Below are 20,598 nucleotides of genomic sequence, written 5' to 3'. Positions count from 1 at the left end.
GAATTATGGCAATGCAATCACAGGACATACTTCGTAAGTCCGCAACCAACGGGTTCACGCCTGCACCGCGTGCCCGTGACCATCAGCAGGAAGTGGCGAAACTCATCGACGTCACCACCTGCATCGGCTGTAAAGGCTGTCAGGTCGCCTGTTCCGAATGGAACGACCTGCGCGATGAAGTGGGTATCAATACCGGCGTGTACGACAACCCGATGGATCTCAGTGCGAAATCCTGGACGGTGATGCGTTTCTCGGAAGTGGAACAAAACGGCAAGCTGGAATGGCTGATCCGCAAAGACGGCTGTATGCACTGCGCCGATCCGGGCTGTCTGAAAGCCTGTCCGGCGGAAGGCGCAATTTTGCAGTACGCCAACGGCATCGTCGATTTTCAGTCAGAACATTGTATCGGCTGCGGTTACTGCATCGCCGGTTGCCCGTTCAACGTTCCGCGTATCAACAAACAGGATAACCGTGCCTACAAATGCACACTGTGCGTTGATCGCGTGAGCGTCGGCCAGGAACCGGCTTGTGTGAAAACCTGCCCGACCGGCGCAATTCATTTCGGCACCAAAACCGCGATGCAGGATCTGGCCGCAGAACGCGTCAGCGAACTGAAAGGCCGCGGTTTTGAGCACGCCGGTTTGTACGATCCGCAGGGCGTCGGCGGCACACACGTGATGTACGTGCTGCATCACGCTGACAACCCGCAGCTGTATCACGGCCTGCCGAAAGATCCGGCCATCAGCGCCGCAGTCACTTTATGGAAAGGTGTCTGGAAACCGCTGGCTGCAGTCGGCTTCGCGGTAACCTTCGCAGCAGCAGCCTTCCACTTCCTTGGCGTGGGTCCGAACTACGTGAAAGAGGAAGAGCAAGCAGAAGAAGGCGAAAAACATGACGATGAGGAGAAACGTCCATGAAAAAAGAGAAGTTAATCCAGCGCTATAACCTGGTGGAACGCCTCAATCACTGGATTGTTGCCTTTTGTTTTGTGACGCTGGCGCTCAGTGGGATCGGCTTTTTCTTCCCGTCGTTTAACTGGCTGATGAACGTTTACGGCACGCCGCAACTGGCGCGTATCCTGCACCCGTTCTTCGGCGTGGTGATGTTCGTCTCTTTCCTCGGCATGTTCTTCCGTTACTGGAAGCACAACCTGCCGGAAAAAGACGACCTCGTGTGGGCGAAAAATATCGACAAGGTGCTGACCAATCATGAAGTCGGCGACACAGGTCGCTATAACTTCGGTCAGAAATGCGTGTTCTGGGCGGCGATCAGCTGTCTGGTGCTGCTGATGGCAAGCGGCGTGATTATCTGGCGTCCGTGGTTTGCGGATTTCTTCCCGATCCCGCTGATCCGTCTGGCGCTGCTGGTGCATTCGCTGGCCGGTATCGGGCTGATTCTGGTGATCATCATGCACGTCTACGCGGCGACCTGGGCGAAAGGCTCGATCGCGGCGATGACCGGCGGCAAAGTGCCGGTGTCATGGGCGAAGTATCATCATCCGCGCTGGTATCGCCAGGTGCGTGATGAAGAGCAGAAAAAAGAACAAGACCAGAGGAAAGCCGGATGAGCATCCAGATTGTTCCACAGGACGAACTGGCAGACGGTAAAAACGCGGCGGGAAACATCCCGCCTGTGCTGTTCGCCAATCTGAAAACGCTCTATCAGCGCCGCGCCGATCGTCTGCGCGCGCTGGCAGAAAACAGCCCGCTCGACGGGTATCTCAATTTTGCTGCGGCGATATGCGATGCCCAGCAGCGCGTGCTGAAGGAATTTCCACTCAGTATCGATCTGAGCGGAGAATTAGAGAAAGCCGCCGGTAAACCGCCGCTCGATTGCGCTCTGTTTCCTCGTACGCCGCACTGGCTGACGTTGCTGGATGCGCTGATTGCTGTCCTGAAACCGGATGCTTCTGAGCCGGTGCGTGCGGTGCTGGAATGTCTCGAACAGTCCCCGAACCTTCAGCGTGAAATGATGGCGACAGAACTGCTTTGCCAGGATTTCAAACACGTTCCGGCTGACAAAGCGCCGTTTATCTGGGCGGCGCTGTCCCTTTACTGGGCGCAGATGGCGGCGCAACTTCGCGGCGTCGGACGTGCGGATTACGGTGAAAATCGTCAGTTCTGCCCGGTCTGCGGCAGTATTCCTGTGTCTGCGGTGATCAATGCCGGTGGCCTGCGCTATCTGCACTGCAATCTGTGTGAAAGCGAATGGCATGTGGTTCGGGCTAAATGCAGCAACTGCGACGAGATGGAGCATCTGAATCTGTGGTCGATTGATGATGAGCAGGCAACGGTGAAAGCCGAAGCCTGTGATGATTGCGGCGCTTACCTGAAAGTGATTTATCAGGATAAAGACCCGCAGGCTGACGCTGTGGCGGACGACCTTGCCACGCTGCTGCTCGATGACCGTATGGAAGACAAAGGTTTTTCCGGCAGCGGCATCAACCCGTTCCTGTTTCCGGCAGAGTAACCTGTAAATCTGGCAGCCATGACTGGTAAACCCCGGCATGGCTGCTAGCTTTAAAAGAGGTTCCGGCGAAAACGAGGAGGGTGTGATGAAGTTGATCGGCAGCTATACCAGCCCGTATGTGCGCAAGATTTCGGTGATGTTGCTGGAAAAGGGCATCCCGTTTGATTTCATTAACGACACGCCCCATGAACCGGGCTGCAAAATCACCCAGTTCAATCCCCTCGGAAAAGTCCCCGCGCTGGTCGCCGACGATGGCGAAATTTTCTATGATTCCCCGATCATTGTGCAGTTCATCGAGCTGATGAATGTCGCGCCCACGCTGTTGCCGTGGCAGCCGCTGGAAGCATTACGTGTTAAGCAAATCGAAGCGCTGGCCGATGGCGTGACGGACGCCGCCGTGGCATTAGTGCTGGAAGGGCGTCGCGATGCCGATAAGCGTAACGAAGCCTGGATTTTGCGTCAGCGTGAAAAGCTGCTGCGCGGGCTGGATGCACTGGAAAAACATGCCGCGAGCCGCACGCTGCTCAATTCTGAAAGCCTGAATGTGGCGGATATCGCCGTCGCCTGTTGTCTGGGATATCTCAACTTTCGTCGTATCGCGCCGGGCTGGTGCGTCGAACATCCTGAGCTGATAAAACTGGTCGAACGCCTGTTCCAGCGTGAGAGTTTTGCGCGCACGACGCCCCCCGGAAGCGGTAACACCAGCGTTGCAGCAAAAAAGGTGTGAGGCCGCTCGAAGAGTTCTCTTTACATCCCGCCGGTTCGATTTTCACTGCCTAAACTTTATGCAGCGCTCTGCTAAAAACCTGCTGCATAAAGGAGTTCCATCATGGCTTATGATAAAAATCCTCATGCCGTCAAACCGGAAGAATACGGTTTTCCGCTCAAACTCAAAAAACAATACGACAACTTCATTGGCGGCGAATGGGTCGCACCGGTAAAAAAAGAGTATTACGACAATCTGACGCCGGTGACCGGCGAAGTGCTGTGTAAAGTCGCCAGTTCCAGTACCGATGACGTCGAGCTGGCGCTGGACGCCGCCCATAAAGCCAAAGATGAATGGGGCAAAATGCCGGTGCAGCAGCGCGCAAACCTGTTGCTGAAAGTCGCCGATCGCATGGAACAAAACATCGAATTGCTGGCAAATGCCGAAACCTGGGATAACGGAAAACCTATCCGCGAAACCAGCGGCGCCGATGTGCCGTTAGCCATCGACCACTTCCGCTATTTCGCCTCCTGCGTACGTGCGCAGGAAGGCGGGATCAGTGAAATCGACAGCGAAACCGTCGCCTATCACTTCCACGAACCGCTGGGCGTCGTGGCGCAAATCATCCCTTGGAACTTCCCGCTGCTGATGGCTTGCTGGAAAATGGCACCGGCGCTGGCGGCAGGTAACTGCATCGTGCTCAAACCGGCCAAACTGACCCCGCTTTCTGTGTTGCTGCTGATGGAACTGGTGCAGGACATTCTGCCTGCGGGCGTCATCAACGTAGTCAACGGTGCGGGTGGCGAAATCGGCGAATATCTGGCGACGTCCAAACGCATCGCCAAAGTGGCGTTTACCGGTTCGACCGAAGTCGGCCAGCAAATCGCCGGATATGCCGCACAAAACCTGATCCCGGCGACGCTGGAACTGGGCGGTAAATCCCCGAATATCTTCTTCGCGGATGTGATGGATAAAGAAGACGAATTCTTCGACAAGGCGCTGGAAGGCTTTGCGCTGTTTGCCTTCAATCAGGGCGAAGTCTGTACCTGCCCGAGCCGTGCGCTGGTGCAGGAATCCATCTACGAACGCTTTATGGAGCGCGCCATCAAACGCGTTGAAGCGATCAAAACCGGTAATCCGTTAGATATGGAAACGCAGATGGGTGCGCAGGTGTCTGCCGGTCAGATGAAAACCATTCTGGATTACATCGAAATCGGTAAGAAAGAGGGCGCGGAAGTGCTGACCGGTGGCGCGAAGAAAAAACTCGAAGGCTCGCTGAATGAAGGTTATTACCTGCAACCGACGATTTTGCTGGGTAAAAACAACATGCGCGTTTTCCAGGAAGAGATCTTCGGACCGGTGCTGGCGGTAACCACCTTCAAAGATATGGATGAGGCATTGCAAATCGCCAACGATACGGCGTACGGGCTGGGAGCGGGTGTCTGGAGCCGTGACGGCAACGTGGCGTATCACATGGGGCGCAACATTCAGGCCGGTCGTGTCTGGACCAACTGCTATCACGCCTATCCGGCGCATGCGGCGTTTGGCGGCTACAAACAGTCTGGTATCGGGCGCGAAACTCACAAGATGATGCTGGACCACTATCAGCAAACGAAATGTCTGCTCGTTTCTTATTCGAGTAAACCGATGGGGTTATTCTGATTCTGAGTTGCCATTAATACCCCACCCCAGCCCTCCCCTTCGCAGGGGAGGGAGCAGGTCGGCGTTTTTACTCCTCCCCCTTCGCAGGGGAGGGAGCAGGTCGGCGTTTTACTCCTCCCCCTGCGAAGGGGGAGGCGGGGAGGGGGTTTTGCAGGCGACTCAGATCGAAATCACACTACGCTGTTCGGCGGCAACACGACCTGGCGGCTGCGCAGAAACACCACCACCAGCGCCAGCCAGGCGAGGCCGCTTAACAGGTTGAACATGTTAAACATCCCCGCACCGCCTTCGACGTATGCCACTTTTGCCAGCTCGATCCCGACCGTGAAAATCATCATGCTGATGACGCCCATCGCGGCAGAAACCGTGCCTTTGCTCATGTCGCTGGAGAACAGCGTCAGGCGGTACAAACCGGCATTCGCCACACCAATACCGAACGCGTACAGGCTCAGACCGGCGGTCATCCACAGGTACGCATGCGCCGAAAACATCGTTGCCGCTGCGGCGATCAGCAGACCGACCACCATCGGGCCCGCGCCCAGTTTAATCAGGTATTCGACGGTGCGTTTGCCGGTCAGACGCGCCAGCGTCACGTTACCGATAATCAGCGCGCCGAAAATCGGCACCTGCAACAGGCCGTAATCGTAAGCAGCTAAGCCTTCGCCACTGATTAAAATCACCGGCGACTGTGCAATCCACGTCAGCAGCGGCAGGCTGGCAAAACCGATCGCCAGTGCGCCACACACGAACAGACGGTTTTTCAGCACATGTTTGTAATCACGCAGCAGGCTGGGCATGGAGAACGGTTCGCCAAGACGCGAGGCTGTTTCCGGCATAGATTTCCATAATCCCCACAGCGCGATGGCGGCGAGCACGGCAAAAATCACAAACATCGACTGCCACGGCGCAACGTGGATCAGCGCCGCACCGGCCAGCGGACCGAGCAGCGGCGCAATCAGGGCGACGTTCGCCATCATGGCAGTGATTTTGATACACACCGATTCTTCAAACGATTCCTGTATCGCGGCATACCCGACGGCGCCGATAAAGCACAGGCTGATACCTTGCAGGAAACGCATCACCATAAACTGCTCGATGTTTTGCACGAACAGAATCGCCAGGCAGGTGATGATGAAAAAGGTCACGCCGGTCAGCATCACCGGGCGACGGCCGCGGCGATCTGACAGTGGCCCGAGCAGCCATTGCAGGAACATGCCGCCAGCGAGATAAGCGGTCATGGATGTCGGCACCCATTCTTCCCCGGCATTAAAATTAGCCACGACGGCCAGCATGCCAGGTTGGATCATATCGTTGCCGATATAGGTCGCGAACTCGAAAAGCACCAGACACAGAGGGAACAAAAGCGCCTGCCGACCCAAAAGGGACGCAGTATTTGGAGAATTATGCATTTTAGTTATTTCACAGACGTAAGGCTAATCGGTTGAAAATTAGCAGAAAAAAAGAGACTGTCCGGGCGGGTTTCGCAAGCGAGGCAGTAATGCTGGCTATTTTGCCGATTATTTGAGCGCAACGCAATCATCTGATTCATCTTCAGCACAATCTGAGATCGGTGCTTTTACCTTGTTAGCCGCGCAAAAGCTCGCTAGGCTGCAAAGCGAACATCGAAAAGAAGGAAATTGCAGTTAATGAGCCTAAAAATTAGCTGGATAGATAATTTGCGCGCGCTCGCCTGCATGATGGTGGTGACGATCCACGCCAGCACGTCACTGGTGGTCAATTTCGCTGCAGTGCATTCCGCTGAATGGAACGCCGCCAATCTGCTTAATTCCGCCTCGCGTGTTTGTGTGCCGCTGTTCTTTATGATTTCCGGTGCGCTGTTTTTTGGTGAGAAGAGTGCGCAAAAAAGGCATTTCCTGCGCGTCACTTTATGCCTGCTTTTTTACAGCGCCGTCTCGCTTATCTATATCCTCACGATGACAAAAATCGGATTTTGGCCGTCTTTGCGTCTCATTCTGGAAAAACCGGTGTTTTATCACCTTTGGTTTTTCTATGCGATTATCGTGATCTACCTGCTTTCCCCGCTGATTAACGTTAAGGCCGTGTCCGGAAAATATTTGCTGATCGCCGGAATGTTGCTCGGTGTGCTGGCAAATCCCCAGCTGCCGGTCGTGACGTGGCAGAAAATCCATCTTCTGCCGCTGGATTTGTATATCAGCGGCGACACCTTCTATTACGTATTGTATGCCCTGATGGGGCGCGCCATCAGCCAGCTTAATACCGGAAAAACGCCGGTCACACTGGCGGCCAGTGTCATGTTTATTCTCAGCACGCTGGCGATTGCCACGGGCACTTACCGGCAGATGCAGATTAACCAGAATTTCGCCGACACCTTTTACGTCTACAGCGGTCCGCTGGTGTTTATCTCCGCGATGTCGCTGTTTGTGGTTTTCAAAAACGCGCTGGCGCAACGCATCCTGCCGGGATTTGCGCTGATCTCCCGCCATTCGCTGGCCATTTACGGCTTTCATGCGCTGATCATCATTGCCATGCGCAGCCAGCATCTCGATTTCCCGCAATATCCGCTGCTGAATATCGCGTATCTGTTCGCCTGCGGGCTTGGTGGTGGTTTATTACTGGCGATGGGACTGGGGAAAATTGACCGGCGGAATTGGGTGAGTTAAAAACAGAGTTGTCTATTTATATTTTTTATGAATAGTAGTGCATTATATTATTAATTCACTCCTAATATATTTCTATTAAACCGTTGCAGTACGATAAGTATTTTTCATTATCTTTGTCATTTTATTCTGGATACTCTTTCTTTTCATTTATTCAGGCAAAACACTATGACATGCTGGCTGCCATTTGAAATAAACGGTGAAATTTATACGCTGGAGCATCTGCGTGCATCGACAATTATCGCCGTGAGGCCCGCCAGTCATGATTTCCCTGCCCGTCAGTTGCGGATTTTTATTGTTTACACTGATCATTGTTTTACGGCGCATCAGGCCACGTCGGAGTTATGGTTTTATCCGCACAGTCCTGGTAATCACCGGCGATATTTCTGCCGGGAGCGTTATACTTATTCATGTCGCTTACCCGACCTTGTTAATAAGTTAATTAACGAAAATGCGATATTGGCAAGAGCGCCCCATAAGCATCAGGAAACTTTTTATTATCTCGAAGAGCATTATATGGATGTAGATTATTGTTTGTTTTTCGAAATAACAAAAAACAACCATCCGGCGAGCGATATACGATTAAAAGTGATGACGGGTTACCCAAGAGAAAAATGGGCTGGTCCGGTTGGCGTAAACGGGCGATTCAGTTTTTGGTATATTTTTGGTGCGAGAATGAAAGGACTGAAACTGCCGACAAAGCGCAGATAGCAAAAAAGCGACCCAGGGTCGCTTTTTTGTTTTTTACAGTTTCAGGCGGAGGTCTTTGGATTCTCATCTTATCGCGGCACGGCCAGCGGCCTTTACAGGCAGACACCGACGTACTGTTTAGCCCAGCTATTCAGTCCCACAAACCGTCAGTGAGTAAAATTTTACTCACTTATTGCTCAACTTGCAATCAGCCTTGTACAGACTCCCATCTTTCCTGCGCCCGTCTGAACTGTCTTGCGGACGAGAATCCGGCGGCGAGGGCGGCTTTTTCAATGCCTGCGCCTTGTTGCAGGCGTTGTTGGGCGATGGCGATGCGCAGTTGCTCGTGGTAGTCGCGCACGCTGATCCCCAGATGCTGGCGGAACAAACGGGTGAGGTGACGGCTGCTGATGTGTGCCTTTGCGGCGACGTCCTCAACCTGCCAGGCAGATTCGGGTTCGGCGGCCATCAGGTTTTGCGCGCGGTGTACGGCGGGATGCAGGTGATTGCGATAACGCAGCCATGGAGAAAGTTGCGGGTCATCGCCCCCACGGCGGAAATACACCACCATTTCGCGGGCGACATCCAGCGCGGCCTGCGGCCCCAGATGGGTGGCGATCAGATGCAGCGCCAGATCGATACCGGCGCTGATACCCGCGCTGGTCAGCACTGAGCGGTCTTCGACAAATATCCGGTTATCCTTCACCTGCGCGGCGGGTACCTGCTGGCGTAAACGCCCGATCACGTCGTGATGCGTGGTGCACTGATAGCCGTCAAGCAGCCCGGCTTTCCCGGCCAGCAGGCTGCCGGAACAGATACACACCAGCGTTAAATCCCCCGCCTCAATCGCGCCTTTCTGCTGATGCAGCCAGTCGCAGGCGGTCTGTGCCACCGGCGAGGCGAAGTTTTCGGTGGATTCCGCCACACCCGGCATGATCAAAATACTGCCTGCGGGCAGACTTTCTGGCAGCGGTTGCAAATGGCTGACCGTCAGGCCGGTAGACATCACAACTTCCGCCTGCGGTCCGATGTAATGCAGGTGGAATTGCCCGGCAAGGCGCAGCGCTTCTGCCGGACCGGTCAGATCCAAAGACATCACGCCGGGGAGCGTCACAAAGTAGACATTTCGCTGCATAGTGCTTTATCCGTCCGCAGGGGGAAAACGCTATCTTCACACAGCGCGGTCGAGTTCCGCCAGCGCACCGGTCACGTCGGAAATGGTGGCAAAGCGGTCGGCGAGAACCAGCTCGGTACGCAATTTGATGTCCTGCGCGCTCAGCGTGATGCCGCTGGCGTGGGTCATCGGGAAGGTCAGCGTCGCTTCGGTGACAAAAGTCACTGTGTAGCCCAGATCGGAGGCCACGCGTGCCGTTGTTTCGCAGCACTGTTCGGTACGCATTCCGGCGATGATCAGATGCGTGATGCCGTTTTCGCGCAGCCAGCCGTCGAGGCCGGACTCGGTCAGGGAATTGTGGACGTGTTTATGCACCACATGTTGCGGCTGATGACTCAGAAAAGACATCGGTGTCACCAGGCCGGAATCCAGCGAGAACACGCCGTCGGGATTAACATGAAACACGTCGATGACCGGCACATTACGGGTCTGACAGCCGTCGATCAGGCGGGTTAATGCTGCGCTGAAAGCCGGTAAATCATTCTGCTGCCAGAAATCTTTGTGTTCGAATGAACGCTGGACGTCGATGTTTAGCAGGGCACTGTGTGTCATTTTCGGACTCCATCTGATGAGTGTGAAGTCAGTGTGCGCCTGAATTGAGATGATGAGAATGCCAAAAACGGACATGAAACTGACAGCTACGGACGATCTTCGTTATCCGCCGCTGTCAGCGTTTTAATCACAGCATGTTGATCAAAGCTTCTGGTCGGCGCGCCAGTGGTGATAATCGATATGATCGGCCTGGAAATTGGTGGTTTCAGCGTCGCCGGTCAGGCGGTACGCCAGCTGGAAAGCAAAATCGAACGCCAGCCCTAATCCTTTACCGCTCAGCAGGTTGCCGTCTTCCACAAAGGACTGATTGACGTAAACGCCGTCTTTCACGTCTTTGTATAAATCGCCGGAACACACGTAACGGCGGCCTTTCAGCAGGCCGTTTCCGCCCAGCACGCGGGCGGCAGCGGAGCACAGCGGGCAAATCAGTTTACCGGCCTCATCGTGACGGCGGACAAATTCCACCACTTCTTTGCTGGCTGCCAGCGCCACTGAGCCTTCCGGCCCGCCGGGCATGACGACGGCGTCGAATAAACGGTCGCCCTGCGCAGACAGCAATTCGTTGGCCTGCATCTGAATGCCGTGATAGGTGCGCAGTGTCAGGCTTTTCTGGCACGCCAGCGTGGTGACCTGAATGTCCAGCCGCTCGAGAATATCGAGCACAATCACAGCTTCGCCTTCTTCAAATCCGTCGGCCAGCAGCAGTGCGACCTGCTTTTTCGCGTTGTCCTTTACCATAATGCAAATGTCCTCTGAGGATAAAAATCAGAGGACATCATAAAATGAAACGATGTTTTAATATTGTGAGTGTCGTTGCAGACTGAACTAGAAAACCAGCTGCACTTTCGACGCTTTGGATTTATCCATCGCGTAGTCCAGCGCTTCCACCAGGCTTTCCTGCGGGAATTCCGCCGACAGCAACGGCATCGGATCAACGGTTTTATTCGCCAGCCATTCCACTGCCGTGTTGAATTCTTCAGTGAAGCGGAAGCTGCCGACCCAGTTAATTTCTTTGGCAATCAGCATCATCAGCGGGAATTCATTCACTACCGGTCCCATGCCGACCTGCACCAGCGTGCCACGTGCGCGGGTCACTTCCAGACAGCGGCGGATGGATGAAGGATGGCCTGAGGCGTCAAAGGTCACATCGAAGAAACCTTTCTCTGCCTGATATTCGCTGAAATCGCCCTGTGCGGCATCCAGCGCTTTGCTTGCGCCCACAGCCAGTGCCAGCGTCCGGCAGCGTTCACTCGGGTCAGTCACCACGATTTGCGCTGCGCCTTTGGCTTTCGCTGCCAGCACGATTAAGCAGCCAATCGGGCCGACGCCGGACACAAAAACGGTTTTGCCATGAATATCACCCGCCTGATTCACGGCATGAATGGCGACAGCCAGCGGTTCGGCGAACACCATCAGGCGGTCGCTGACCTGATTGTCGTAAGGAATGCACTGGGCGCTGTCGACGATTTTGTACTGCGTGAACGCGCCGTTGATGTGCGGGAAATACATCGCGCTGCCGAAGAATTTCATGGTAGTACACTGGTTCTCGTCACCGGACAGGCAATATTTACAGGCCTTGCACGGCTTACTCGGATTGAGCGCCACTTTCTGGCCGGGCTGCAAATCTGGGTTATCCGATTTCTCCACCACACCAACCACTTCGTGACCGAGCACCATCGCCTCGCGCACTTTGAAATCGCCCACCGCGCCGTGTTCGTAGTAATGCAGGTCGGAACCGCAGATCCCGCCGCGGGTAATTTTTACCAGCGTGCCCTGGCCGGTATAGTCGATAGTCTGGTCGATGACCGAAACGTCTTTTTTCCCGGTCACGACGCAGGATTGTGTGGCAATAGTCATGGAATTCTCGCTCTTTAAAGGGCCTGATTGCGCCCAGTAAAAAGGGTTTGCCGGTCAGAAAATGTGATCGTCGTCACTTTGCGCCGTGTTACGAAAACCTGTTACCCAGAACTTGAACGGACTCAACCTTTCCCGGCGGATTTATCACGGTTTCGCGCCGGAATACTCAGGATCAGATGCGTAATTACGCCGCCCGCCAGCCCCCAGAATGCCGAACCGACACCCAGCAGCGTGACGCCGGACGCGGTGATCAGAAAGGTGATGATGGCCGCATCGCGCTGCTTTTCGTTTTCCAGTGCGCGGTACAGGCTGCCCGCAATGGTGCCGAGCAACGCCAGCCCGGCGATGGTGTGGATCAGCGCTTCCGGCAGCGCGGTAAAGACCATACCGATGGACCCGCCAAACACGCCCGCGATCAGATAGAAAATGCCTGCCGCCACCGCCGCCATATAACGTTTTTTCGGATCAGGATGAATATCCTCGCCCATACAAATTGCGGCGGTAATGGCGGCGATACAGACGGTAAAACCGCCGAACGGTGCTAAAACCAATGCCGTCAGCGCCGTCCAGGTAATCAATGGAGAAACGGGCAGGTGATAGCCGTGCGCTTTCAGGGTGGCGATCCCCGGTGCGTTTTGTGAAGCCATCGTTACGACAAAGAACGGAATACCGATGCCGATAATCGAGGAAAGCGTGAAATGCGGCATGACAAACTCCGGCGCCGCGAAGGTCAGCGTCTGGCCGTGCAGCGCAATATCGCCCTGTAAACCGGCGACAATCAACCCGGCGGCCAGCGCGAGCACCACCGCATAGCGTGGCAGGGCGCGTTTCGCCAGCAGATACACCAGACACATGCTGCCCGCGAGGGCGAAATTACTTTGCAGCGAGGTAAACGCATTCAGCCCAAAGCGCAGCAGAATGCCGCCCAGCATCGCCGCCGAGAGTGCCTGCGGAATGTAATGCATCAGCCGGGCAAACAGGCCGGTCACGCCGCACAGCAGGATAAGTCCGGTGGCAAAAATAAATACGCCAATCGCCTCATTCAGCGAGGTGCCGGGCAGGCTGGTGACCAGCAGCGCTGCGCCGGGCGTAGACCAGGCGGTGACGACCGGCGTGCGGTAATACAGCGACAGACCAATACTGGTGACGCCCATTCCCAGGCCGAGCATACTCAGCCAGCCACCGATTTGCGCCACGCTGGCGCCCGCCGCTTCCGCTGCCTGAAAGATAATCGCCGCCGAGCTGGTATAACCGACTAAAACCGCGACAAAGCCGGCGATTACCGCCGAAAAAGTTAAATCCTGCAAACTAAAACGCGAGGCCATGGGTGAAAATCCTTCTGGTTAGCGGACGCTGGCGGTATGCTGTTGTGCGTTATAGCGCACATCGGATGCGCTCAAGATATCACTGTGCGTTATAACGCACAATGGCGATGAACGATCATCGTCGCAGAGGAGATACCATGCAGGAAATCACCCGCCATATTGGCCGCCAGCTTAAGGCCGTTCGCAGCGAACGCGGCTGGAGTCTCACTCAGGCGGCAGAAAAAACCGGTGTCAGTAAGGCGATGCTCGGGCAAATTGAGCGTGGCGAATCCAGCCCGACGGTGGCGACATTGTGGAAAATCGCCAGCGGCCTGAATGTATCGTTTTCGGAATTTCTTGAAACGCCACCTGAGCAGTCAGCCGCGTTGCATCGCCACGGCTTGCTGACCACCTTCAACAGTCAAACCTCAGGAATGCGCGTCGTGCCGTTATTTCCCTACGACACCACGTTGCGCATGGACATGTTTGTTATCGATCTCGAACCGGGCGGGTGCAGTGAATCCACGCCTCATGAAGCTGGCGTAATCGAGCATGTGATTGTGACTGAAGGTGAACTGACGCTGACCGTTGATGGCGTAACGCGCATATTGAGTGCCGGAGAGGCGCTGCGTTTTGCCGCCGATTGCCCGCATGCTTACCGCAACGAAAGCGGCCATTCCGTGCGTTTCCACGACCTGATACATTATCCGCATTCGCGCCCGTAACGTTTTCATTTCCTGAGGAGAATGACCCCATGAGCCAGCCGCAAGATGTTGTGATCCGTCCGTTAACGCCCGCTGACCGTGAAGGTTGGGAAACCCTGTGGCGTGCATATCTGGATTTTTACCAGTCAGGTCTGGATCCGGCGCAGTTTGATTACACTTTCACGCGTTTATCTCAGCCTGACTACGCCAGCATGTTTGGCTATGTGGCGGAATACGAGGGAAAACTGGTCGGGCTGGTGAATTGTATCAATCACGATCATGGCTGGCACATGCAGCAGGTGGTCTATTTGCAGGATTTATACGTCGATGACAGCGCACGCAAACTGGGGATCGGGCAGAAACTGATTGAAGCGGTTTACGCTTACGCCGACCAGCACGACAAAGCTAACGTCTACTGGACGACGAAAACCAGTAACCATACGGCCCGCAAATTGTATGACCGTATTGGTACGCTGACCGAATTTATTAAATATCAGCGCTAAGCGGTTTACGCATATTCATTTTCGTCGTGACGTAACCCAGGCTGGCGTACAGCGCCTGCGCACCGGGATTGCTGGCAAAGACATTCAGTTCGATTGCCGCACAGCCCTGTTCCTGCAGGCGTTCTTCCATCAATCTGAACGCTGCCGCCGCATGACCCTGACGGCGGAATTGCGGAAACACCGTCAGCTCGTACACGAACGCGCTGCGTACGCCATAACGTTCGACGTTAGAAAACCATAAATAGCCTGCGGTTTCGCCGTTCTCTTCGGTTTTAATCTCGAAAAGATACTGATCCGGCGTATCAATACCTTGCGGCAGTGCATTTTGCGTAGAACTTCGCGCCCGTTCCAGCGCGGTATCCGCCTGCCACAGACCGGCGGTTACGTTCTCTTCGGCATAATCTATTGCCAGCTGTTCGGCGAAATTCGGGTAAAACGCGGCCCTCATCGGCGCTAAAATAGTCATCATTTCCCTCTGATTTATTTGTTATTTTCCGGCTTCTTATAAGGCGTTACGTAGCATTCGCTGATGGTCGTTGAGTGGCTTTCGACCTGCGTGATGATGTAGCCCTTGTCGGTCAGCGCCACGGAGCTGTAAGGCGTTTCATTATGCTTGTCCGAAATCACATCCTGGAATGACTGAATGATTTTCGCTTTCTCATTGGCTCGCGCCGGATCGTCCAGTCCCTCAACCTGAATCATGGCCTGTTTGAACTGGTTGTTGAAGGCGTATTTCCCTGCGCGGCTTTCAATAATCGCCTTGATGTTCACCGTGATGTCATTTCCCAGCAAAAACAGCGTATTGCTCTGATAAATCAGCACATTTTTCCGCTTAGACACGACAAAGCCGTTTTCAATGACTTTCATTTTGCTGTTGTTGGCATACGTCACATCATCGAGGCAAATGGTTTTATCCCCGACCTTAAACTGGCTGAATCGCGCTTTGATTTCTTTCGGCGTGGAAGCCGCCTGCGAACACAGTGGCGCAAGCAACAAAAGAGGTAAGAGCCATGACTTCATAGGAGTTTCCTGGAAAGGTGCTGAATCAGCCGACATAACAGCAGTATAGGGAGACGTGAGCAGGATGCGAACGTTTATCTTTGCCGGCCGGTTTTTTACCGTTTTGGCTAAAGCATCTCCGCCTGTTGCCGATAATTCAGACGATAACGGAATTCCCGCTTCTGCCGGGCCAGCGTCAGGGACAGATCATCCGCGTTATTTCATCGTGAGTTTTCACAGTACGTTTTTCTGTTCCGGGGTAATTTTATGAGTCAGATGCAGGCGCTTTCACCGGCGGCCAGAGTTGAGGCTGCAACAAAGAAAAATGCCCCTAAGAAGGCGATGCGTACCCGTACGCTGATGCTGATTGTCGGGCTGATCACTATCAGTCTGGGTTACATCATTACGGTCGGATTGCTCAGCTGGCAGTCGGCCAATCAGCAGCGTGAGATTGCCCGCCGTTATCTGCAACAAACCGCCAGCACCGACGGCTATCTGGCCCGTCAGAAACTCGATACCGCATTACAAGCCGCCCGCGACCTGGGTCAGAGCATGATAAGCCTGCGTGAAGCCGGACATGCTGACCGCAAACTGGCCGATACCCTTTTGCAAAATGCCCTGAAAAGTCACCCGGATTTTCTCTCTATGTCGCTGGCCTGGGAGCCGGATGCTTTTGATGGCAAAGATGAAGACCTCGCCGCCAAGGAAGGGCAGGATCCGGATGGCCGCTACGTCCGTTATGTGGACCGGGATACCAGCGGCAACGTCGTTTTGCATAACCTCACGGATTACGAAACGCCGGGCAGCGGTGATTATTATCTGCTGCCGCGCAAGCTGCAAAAAGAGGTGATCCTCGAGCCTTACAGTTATCCGTATAACGGCGTGGATACCTTGCTGACGTCAATTGCCGTGCCGATTATGGTGGATGGCAAATTCCTCGGTTCTGTCACGGCGGACTTCTCCCTGCAAACCCTGCAGACGCTGGTCAATAGCATCAAACCTTATCAGGGCACCGGCTATGCGATGCTGTTTTCGCAGTCAGGTAATTACATTTCTTCGCCGAAAAAAGACCAGATCACGCATAAGCTGGAAAATGACCCGTCATTGCTGAAAAGCATTCAGACCGGACAGATGACCAGCCGCGAACAGCAGGATCCGGTGCTGGGAGAAAAGGCGTTTTCCGAATTTGTGCCGATTCAGATTGGTAATACGGGCACGCCGTGGATGCTGGGTATCGTGGCGCCTGTAAACGCGGTGATGAAAGAAAGCACCCGTCAGCTTTATTACGCGCTGGCGCTGATGGTACTCAGCATCATCGTGGTCTTCGCGGTGCTGAGCGTTATCTTTACCCGCAAAGTGTTACGCCCTGTGGGCGGCGAACCTTCCGATGCGGCAAAAATTGCGCTGACGGTAGCGGATGGCGATCTGACACATCCGATTGTGACGCAGAAAAACGATCAGTCGAGCATCTTCTTTGCGCTGCAAACCATGCAATCGCAGTTACGCCATGTGGTGAATGACATCATTTCCACCAGTCATGCCGTCGGCAGCGGCGCGTCGCAGATTGCGGCGGGCAATATCGATCTGGCCTCGCGAACGGAACAACAGGCGGCAGCGCTGGAAGAAACGGCGGCCAGCATGGAACAGCTGACGGCGACCGTAAAACAAAACGCCGATAATGCCCATGTGGCGACAGAGCTGACCGCCAATGCCACGAAAATCGCCGGTAAAGGTGACAGCATCATGACGGATGTTGTCGGCATTATGGGGGAAATTGACGACAGTTCGCGGCGTATTTCTGAAATCACGTCAGTGATTAATGGCATTGCGTTCCAGACTAACATTCTGGCGCTCAACGCCGCGGTAGAAGCCGCGCGTGCAGGTGAACAGGGGCGCGGATTTGCGGTAGTGGCCTCGGAAGTGCGCAGTCTGGCGCAGCGCAGCGCCGATGCGGTGAAAGAGATTTCCGCCCTGATTGAGGAATCGACAAGTCGTGTGGATCACGGTGTCGGGCTGGTGAAAAATGCCGGCGAAACGATGAAAGAAATCATGAAAGCCGTTACGGATGTGCGCGATATCATGAGCGACATCGTCTCGGCATCTGACGAGCAATCACGTGGCATCAGTCAGGTAACACAGGCGGTTCATGAAATGGATGGCGTCACGCAACAGAACTCCGCGCTGGTTCAGGAAGCCTCAGCCGCTTCGGCTTCTCTGGAAGATCAGGCGCGTCGCCTGAATGAAATTGTTCAGGTGTTCCGGCTGAAATAATAGCGACGCAGATGCCATTAATACCCCACCCCAACCCTCCCCTTCGCAGGGGAGGGAGCAGATCGCGTTTTTGCTCCTCCCCCTGCGAAGGGGGAGGCTGGGAGGGGGTTTTACACCGGACAGGAGAACTGAAATATCGGTTTTTTTAACGACACACCCCACTTTCTGCGCTATGTTTTTCTTCCTTTTGCTTTATTTTTTTCAGGAGATTTCCATGAGCCAGTCTTCGCTGATTTTGTATTCCGATGCTAATTTTTTCAGTCCTTACGTAATGTCTGCTTTTGTGGCGCTGACTGAAAAGGGCATTCCGTTTGAACTGGAAACGGTCAGCCTGGATGATGCGGAGAACCTGAAAGAAACGTATTCGGCGCTGTCCTTGACCCGTCGCGTTCCGACGCTGACCAACGGCACGTTTGTTTTATCCGAATCTTCGGCGATTGATGAGTACGTTGAAGAGCTTTTCCCTGCGCCGACGTTTCCGGCTATCTATCCGGCTGATCCGGAAAACCGTGCCAAAGCGCGTGAAGTGCAGGCGTGGCTGCGCAGTGACCTGATGCCCATCCGTGAGGAGCGCTCAACGGAAGTGGTGTTTGCCGGGGCAAAATGTCCGCCGCTTTCTGCTAAAGCGCAGCAGGCTGCGGAAAAGTTGTTTGCCGCCGCCGAACGTTTGCTGGGCGACAAAGAACATCTGTTTGGTGAATGGAGTATTGCGGATGTGGATCTGGCGCTGATGCTGAACCGTCTGCGTTTAAATGGTGATGCGATGCCGGAGAAACTGGCGGCGTACGCACAAGCGCAGTGGCAACGTCCTGCGGTTCTGGAATGGCTGGCGCTGTCGGCTAAATAACCGAAAAATTGCGCGGCCCGTTCAGCCGCGCTTCCCCGATTCAGCCTAATGTCTTGGTCAGGAAATACCGGGTATGGGTAGACGGCGCATCCTCAGGCGTGCGGGTATCGCGGATATAATCTTCCAGCGCCATCTGCATCTCGTAACCCATTCGCTCATAGAATGGCCGGGCCTGAAAACTAAAGGTATCCACCAGCGAATAGCGACATCCCCGCGTTTTAGCTTCTGCTTCCGCCTCGGCAATCAGTTGCGTTCCGACATCTTTTCCGCGTAACGACTCATCGACCCACAACATTTGGATATACATCCATTTACCGACCGTTTCCGCCACAATCCCGGCCTGTTTGCTGCCGTTCTCGTCTTCCACAAAAATACCTAACTCGCGAAATTTCGACTGAGGAACAAAATTCCGGTTGAAAGTGCGCAGAGCTGTTTTGATCTCCTCAATATCATGTTCTGTCGGAGCATGGGTAAGACGGGTCTTCATGACAGGATTCCTTTTAGTTAGCGTTTAGTCATAGCGAGTCGTACTGCAAAGGCGAGAAAAACGGTGCCGGTTAAGCGATCAAGTGTTCTGACCACCGCAGGGCGGCGCAACCAGCGCGATAACGGGCGCGTGGCGGAAATCATGGTGATGGACCAGAGTGTGCCGATCACGGCGTGCATAGCGGCGAGTCCAAAAATATACGGCCCGACCGGATAGCCTGTGGCGACAAACTGCGGCAGGAAAGAAACATAAAACACGCCGACTTTCGGGTTCAGCACATTGCCAAATAATCCCCTTATGAACGGAGAATTGCCGATGCGTAACACTTTCCGGCTGCCCTCCGGCGCGGCCATGTTCATTTCGCTTCGCGGTTTGAGCAGCATCTGCAAACCGAGCCAGGCCAGATAAGCTGCGCCGGTCCACTTAAGCAGTGTAAATGCCATTTCCGACGCCGCAAGAACCGCGCCTAAGCCGAGCGCCACCATTGCGCCCCAGATAAGACAGCCGGTACTGATGCCAAATGCTGACAATAAGGCTTTTTTGCTGCCCTGACTGGCCGCCGTGCGCAGAACCAATGCGGTATCAAGGCCTGGTGTCAGCGTTAAAATTCCGGCAGCAAGTGCATAAGAAAGGAGAGATTCGGTAACGGTCATGGCTTTTCCTGATGAGCGAAAAAACCAGAATAGTGAACAGGATGGGATAGTTGCAATCGCGAATTTAAACGAAATTCGGCATAAAAATACTGGCAAATAAAAAAGCCTGTGGAAGTCGGGCTTCCACAGGCTTTTCAGAGAGTTTTACGCGGGAGATTATTTATAAATTTCAGCGTCAGCGTGCAGTTTGTTGTTACCGGTCACAGAGATGATGCGGTAAGAAGATGCGCCAGCGTCTTTAGCCTGCTGAGATAATTTCGCTTCCAGACCGCTAAGGGTCGTTGAGTTAGCGGCAGAAATTACGCCGATTTTCTGCATGTCGCCGGATGGCTGGGTAATCTGTTGAGCTGCGAAGCTGCCGAAAGAAATCAGAGAAAGGGTAGCAGCTACAGCAAAAATTTTGACGTTTTTCATGATGTTTAATCCATTCAGGTTTATGAGAGTGAAAGGTGTTTGCCTTTCGATGGATGCATAATAGGCCGGATAGCTGACGATGAAAAACGGATTGATTTGAGTATCTCATTCAAAATATTTGGTCTACTTTTTACGCAGTTTTACGTGCGAATGCGGGTAGCTGACGAAACCACATTCGTGCTGACACAGCCTGAAATTGCCTTAGATTTCTCTGCTTTTCTCTCCCTTCCTGCTGATTTTGGGCGGTTTTGTAGAATCGGTGCTAGACTTTGATTGCAGTTCAAGAAGAGGGGCGTTCGTGTAAAACACACGTTCTGCTCGCAGAGCGCGAAACGTTCTGCTTTTGTTTGGCTAACTTGGTTGAACAATATTCACGGTAACGGAAATTTATTCGGAGGAGTCGAAAATGGGAATTTTATCCTGGATTATCTTTGGTCTGATTGCAGGTATTCTGGCGAAATGGATCATGCCTGGCAAAGATGGCGGCGGATTTATTCTGACCGTAGTCCTGGGTGTTGTCGGTGCCGTTGTGGGTGGTTATATCAGTACTTTCTTCGGTTTTGGTCGCGTAGACGGATTCAACTTCGGCAGCTTCGTTGTCGCCGTGATTGGTGCGATCGTCGTACTGTTTATCTACCGTAAAGTCAGAAGCTAAGCTTTCGACCTT

At 54.0% G+C, this 20,598-nt stretch carries 22 protein-coding genes and 1 pseudogene; 12 read left to right on the top strand and 11 right to left on the bottom strand.

The window, feature by feature from the left end; all coding sequences use genetic code 11:
- Window positions 1-5 precede the first annotated feature (5 nt).
- The 5 genes from fdxH to exaC all read left to right on the top strand — a co-directional run bounded on the left by fdxH (window position 6) and on the right by exaC (window position 4,837).
- Window positions 6-917: a formate dehydrogenase subunit beta gene (gene fdxH, locus CKQ54_RS03055; protein ID WP_120163143.1), complete on the top strand. Its 912-nt coding sequence runs from the start codon at window positions 6-8 to the stop codon at window positions 915-917.
- Entirely contained in the window at window positions 914-1,567 is a 654-nt protein-coding gene (gene fdoI / locus CKQ54_RS03050) for a formate dehydrogenase cytochrome b556 subunit (protein WP_112291570.1), read from the top strand. Before fdxH ends, fdoI begins: the two co-directional genes overlap by 4 nt.
- Entirely contained in the window at window positions 1,564-2,469 is a 906-nt protein-coding gene (gene fdhE, locus CKQ54_RS03045) for a formate dehydrogenase accessory protein FdhE (RefSeq protein WP_120163144.1), read from the top strand. Before fdoI ends, fdhE begins: the two co-directional genes overlap by 4 nt.
- An 85-nt stretch (window positions 2,470-2,554) precedes the next feature.
- Window positions 2,555-3,196: a glutathione S-transferase gene (locus tag CKQ54_RS03040; protein ID WP_112291566.1), complete on the top strand. Its 642-nt coding sequence runs from the start codon at window positions 2,555-2,557 to the stop codon at window positions 3,194-3,196.
- 102 nt (window positions 3,197-3,298) lie between these two features.
- A complete protein-coding gene (gene exaC / locus CKQ54_RS03035) occupies window positions 3,299-4,837 on the top strand; it encodes an acetaldehyde dehydrogenase ExaC (RefSeq protein WP_112291565.1) in 1,539 nt (512 codons plus the stop codon).
- A gap of 170 nt (window positions 4,838-5,007) precedes the next feature.
- Here the strand turns inward: exaC and CKQ54_RS03030 are convergent, their stop codons facing one another.
- Window positions 5,008-6,246 (bottom strand): MFS transporter, encoded by a 1,239-nt coding sequence (locus tag CKQ54_RS03030; protein WP_120163145.1) that lies wholly within the window; start codon window positions 6,244-6,246, stop codon window positions 5,008-5,010.
- Between the two features lie 237 nt (window positions 6,247-6,483).
- Between CKQ54_RS03030 and CKQ54_RS03025 the strand changes: the two genes are divergently transcribed.
- Both CKQ54_RS03025 and CKQ54_RS03020 read left to right on the top strand, forming a co-directional pair.
- On the top strand, window positions 6,484-7,479 hold the full coding sequence (locus tag CKQ54_RS03025; protein ID WP_120163146.1) for an acyltransferase: 996 nt from the start codon (window positions 6,484-6,486) through the stop codon (window positions 7,477-7,479).
- 165 nt (window positions 7,480-7,644) lie between these two features.
- On the top strand, window positions 7,645-8,187 hold the full coding sequence (locus CKQ54_RS03020) for a hypothetical protein (RefSeq protein ID WP_120163147.1): 543 nt from the start codon (window positions 7,645-7,647) through the stop codon (window positions 8,185-8,187).
- A gap of 187 nt (window positions 8,188-8,374) precedes the next feature.
- Here CKQ54_RS03020 and CKQ54_RS03015 read toward each other — a convergent pair whose 3' ends face one another.
- The 5 genes and pseudogenes from CKQ54_RS03015 to CKQ54_RS02995 form a co-directional block, all read right to left on the bottom strand.
- Window positions 8,375-9,301, bottom strand: a complete 927-nt coding sequence (locus tag CKQ54_RS03015; RefSeq protein ID WP_120163148.1) for a GlxA family transcriptional regulator — start codon at window positions 9,299-9,301, stop codon at window positions 8,375-8,377.
- 48 nt (window positions 9,302-9,349) lie between these two features.
- A pseudogene (locus CKQ54_RS03010) lies at window positions 9,350-9,892 on the bottom strand (isochorismatase family protein); the annotation flags it as partial.
- 141 nt (window positions 9,893-10,033) lie between these two features.
- Window positions 10,034-10,630: a DJ-1/PfpI family protein gene (locus CKQ54_RS03005; protein WP_120163150.1), complete on the bottom strand. Its 597-nt coding sequence runs from the start codon at window positions 10,628-10,630 to the stop codon at window positions 10,034-10,036.
- An 87-nt stretch (window positions 10,631-10,717) separates the two neighbouring features.
- Window positions 10,718-11,749 (bottom strand): L-idonate 5-dehydrogenase, encoded by a 1,032-nt coding sequence (gene idnD / locus CKQ54_RS03000; RefSeq protein ID WP_120163151.1) that lies wholly within the window; start codon window positions 11,747-11,749, stop codon window positions 10,718-10,720.
- Window positions 11,750-11,871: 122 nt separating this feature from the next.
- Complete coding sequence (locus tag CKQ54_RS02995; RefSeq protein ID WP_120163152.1) at window positions 11,872-13,074, bottom strand: benzoate/H(+) symporter BenE family transporter; 1,203 nt, start codon at window positions 13,072-13,074, stop codon at window positions 11,872-11,874.
- A gap of 137 nt (window positions 13,075-13,211) precedes the next feature.
- Here CKQ54_RS02995 and CKQ54_RS02990 point away from each other — a divergent pair, with 137 nt between their 5' ends.
- The gene (locus CKQ54_RS02990; protein ID WP_120163153.1) at window positions 13,212-13,778 is read left to right on the top strand and encodes a helix-turn-helix domain-containing protein; all 567 of its coding nucleotides are present in this window, start codon (window positions 13,212-13,214) and stop codon (window positions 13,776-13,778) included.
- 29 nt (window positions 13,779-13,807) lie between these two features.
- Window positions 13,808-14,260 (top strand): GNAT family N-acetyltransferase, encoded by a 453-nt coding sequence (locus CKQ54_RS02985; protein ID WP_113876879.1) that lies wholly within the window; start codon window positions 13,808-13,810, stop codon window positions 14,258-14,260.
- Here the strand turns inward: CKQ54_RS02985 and CKQ54_RS02980 are convergent.
- Entirely contained in the window at window positions 14,244-14,729 is a 486-nt protein-coding gene (locus tag CKQ54_RS02980; protein ID WP_244220164.1) for a GNAT family N-acetyltransferase, read from the bottom strand. The two genes, CKQ54_RS02985 and CKQ54_RS02980, sit on opposite strands and share 17 nt — an antisense overlap.
- Before the next feature lie 11 nt (window positions 14,730-14,740).
- On the bottom strand, window positions 14,741-15,280 hold the full coding sequence (locus CKQ54_RS02975; protein WP_120163155.1) for a hypothetical protein: 540 nt from the start codon (window positions 15,278-15,280) through the stop codon (window positions 14,741-14,743).
- Between the two features lie 255 nt (window positions 15,281-15,535).
- Here CKQ54_RS02975 and CKQ54_RS02965 point away from each other — a divergent pair, with 255 nt between their 5' ends.
- Together CKQ54_RS02965 and yfcF are read left to right on the top strand one after the other, a co-directional pair.
- Window positions 15,536-17,530 carry a methyl-accepting chemotaxis protein gene (locus CKQ54_RS02965; RefSeq protein ID WP_425272799.1) on the top strand — a complete coding sequence of 665 codons (1,995 nt, stop codon included), beginning with the start codon at window positions 15,536-15,538 and terminating at the stop codon, window positions 17,528-17,530.
- 214 nt (window positions 17,531-17,744) lie between these two features.
- Window positions 17,745-18,377, top strand: coding sequence for a glutathione transferase (gene yfcF, locus CKQ54_RS02960; protein WP_120163157.1), 633 nt, complete (start codon window positions 17,745-17,747; stop codon window positions 18,375-18,377).
- A gap of 40 nt (window positions 18,378-18,417) precedes the next feature.
- Here the strand turns inward: yfcF and CKQ54_RS02955 are convergent, their stop codons facing one another.
- The 3 genes from CKQ54_RS02955 to bhsA all read right to left on the bottom strand — a co-directional run bounded on the left by CKQ54_RS02955 (window position 18,418) and on the right by bhsA (window position 19,931).
- On the bottom strand, window positions 18,418-18,864 hold the full coding sequence (locus tag CKQ54_RS02955; protein ID WP_120163158.1) for a GNAT family N-acetyltransferase: 447 nt from the start codon (window positions 18,862-18,864) through the stop codon (window positions 18,418-18,420).
- A gap of 17 nt (window positions 18,865-18,881) precedes the next feature.
- A complete protein-coding gene (locus tag CKQ54_RS02950; protein WP_120163159.1) occupies window positions 18,882-19,517 on the bottom strand; it encodes a LysE family translocator in 636 nt (211 codons plus the stop codon).
- A 156-nt stretch (window positions 19,518-19,673) separates the two neighbouring features.
- Window positions 19,674-19,931 carry a multiple stress resistance protein BhsA gene (gene bhsA / locus CKQ54_RS02945; protein WP_112291538.1) on the bottom strand — a complete coding sequence of 86 codons (258 nt, stop codon included), beginning with the start codon at window positions 19,929-19,931 and terminating at the stop codon, window positions 19,674-19,676.
- Between the two features lie 406 nt (window positions 19,932-20,337).
- Here bhsA and CKQ54_RS02940 point away from each other — a divergent pair, with 406 nt between their 5' ends.
- Window positions 20,338-20,586, top strand: coding sequence for a GlsB/YeaQ/YmgE family stress response membrane protein (locus CKQ54_RS02940; RefSeq protein WP_013573417.1), 249 nt, complete (start codon window positions 20,338-20,340; stop codon window positions 20,584-20,586).
- Window positions 20,587-20,598: the final 12 nt, after the last annotated feature.

This window comes from Rahnella variigena (assembly GCF_003610915.1).
GTDB lineage: Bacteria > Pseudomonadota > Gammaproteobacteria > Enterobacterales > Enterobacteriaceae > Rahnella > Rahnella variigena.
Note: the sequence above shows the minus strand (reverse complement) of the source record. Positions and strands in the feature narration are given on the sequence as shown.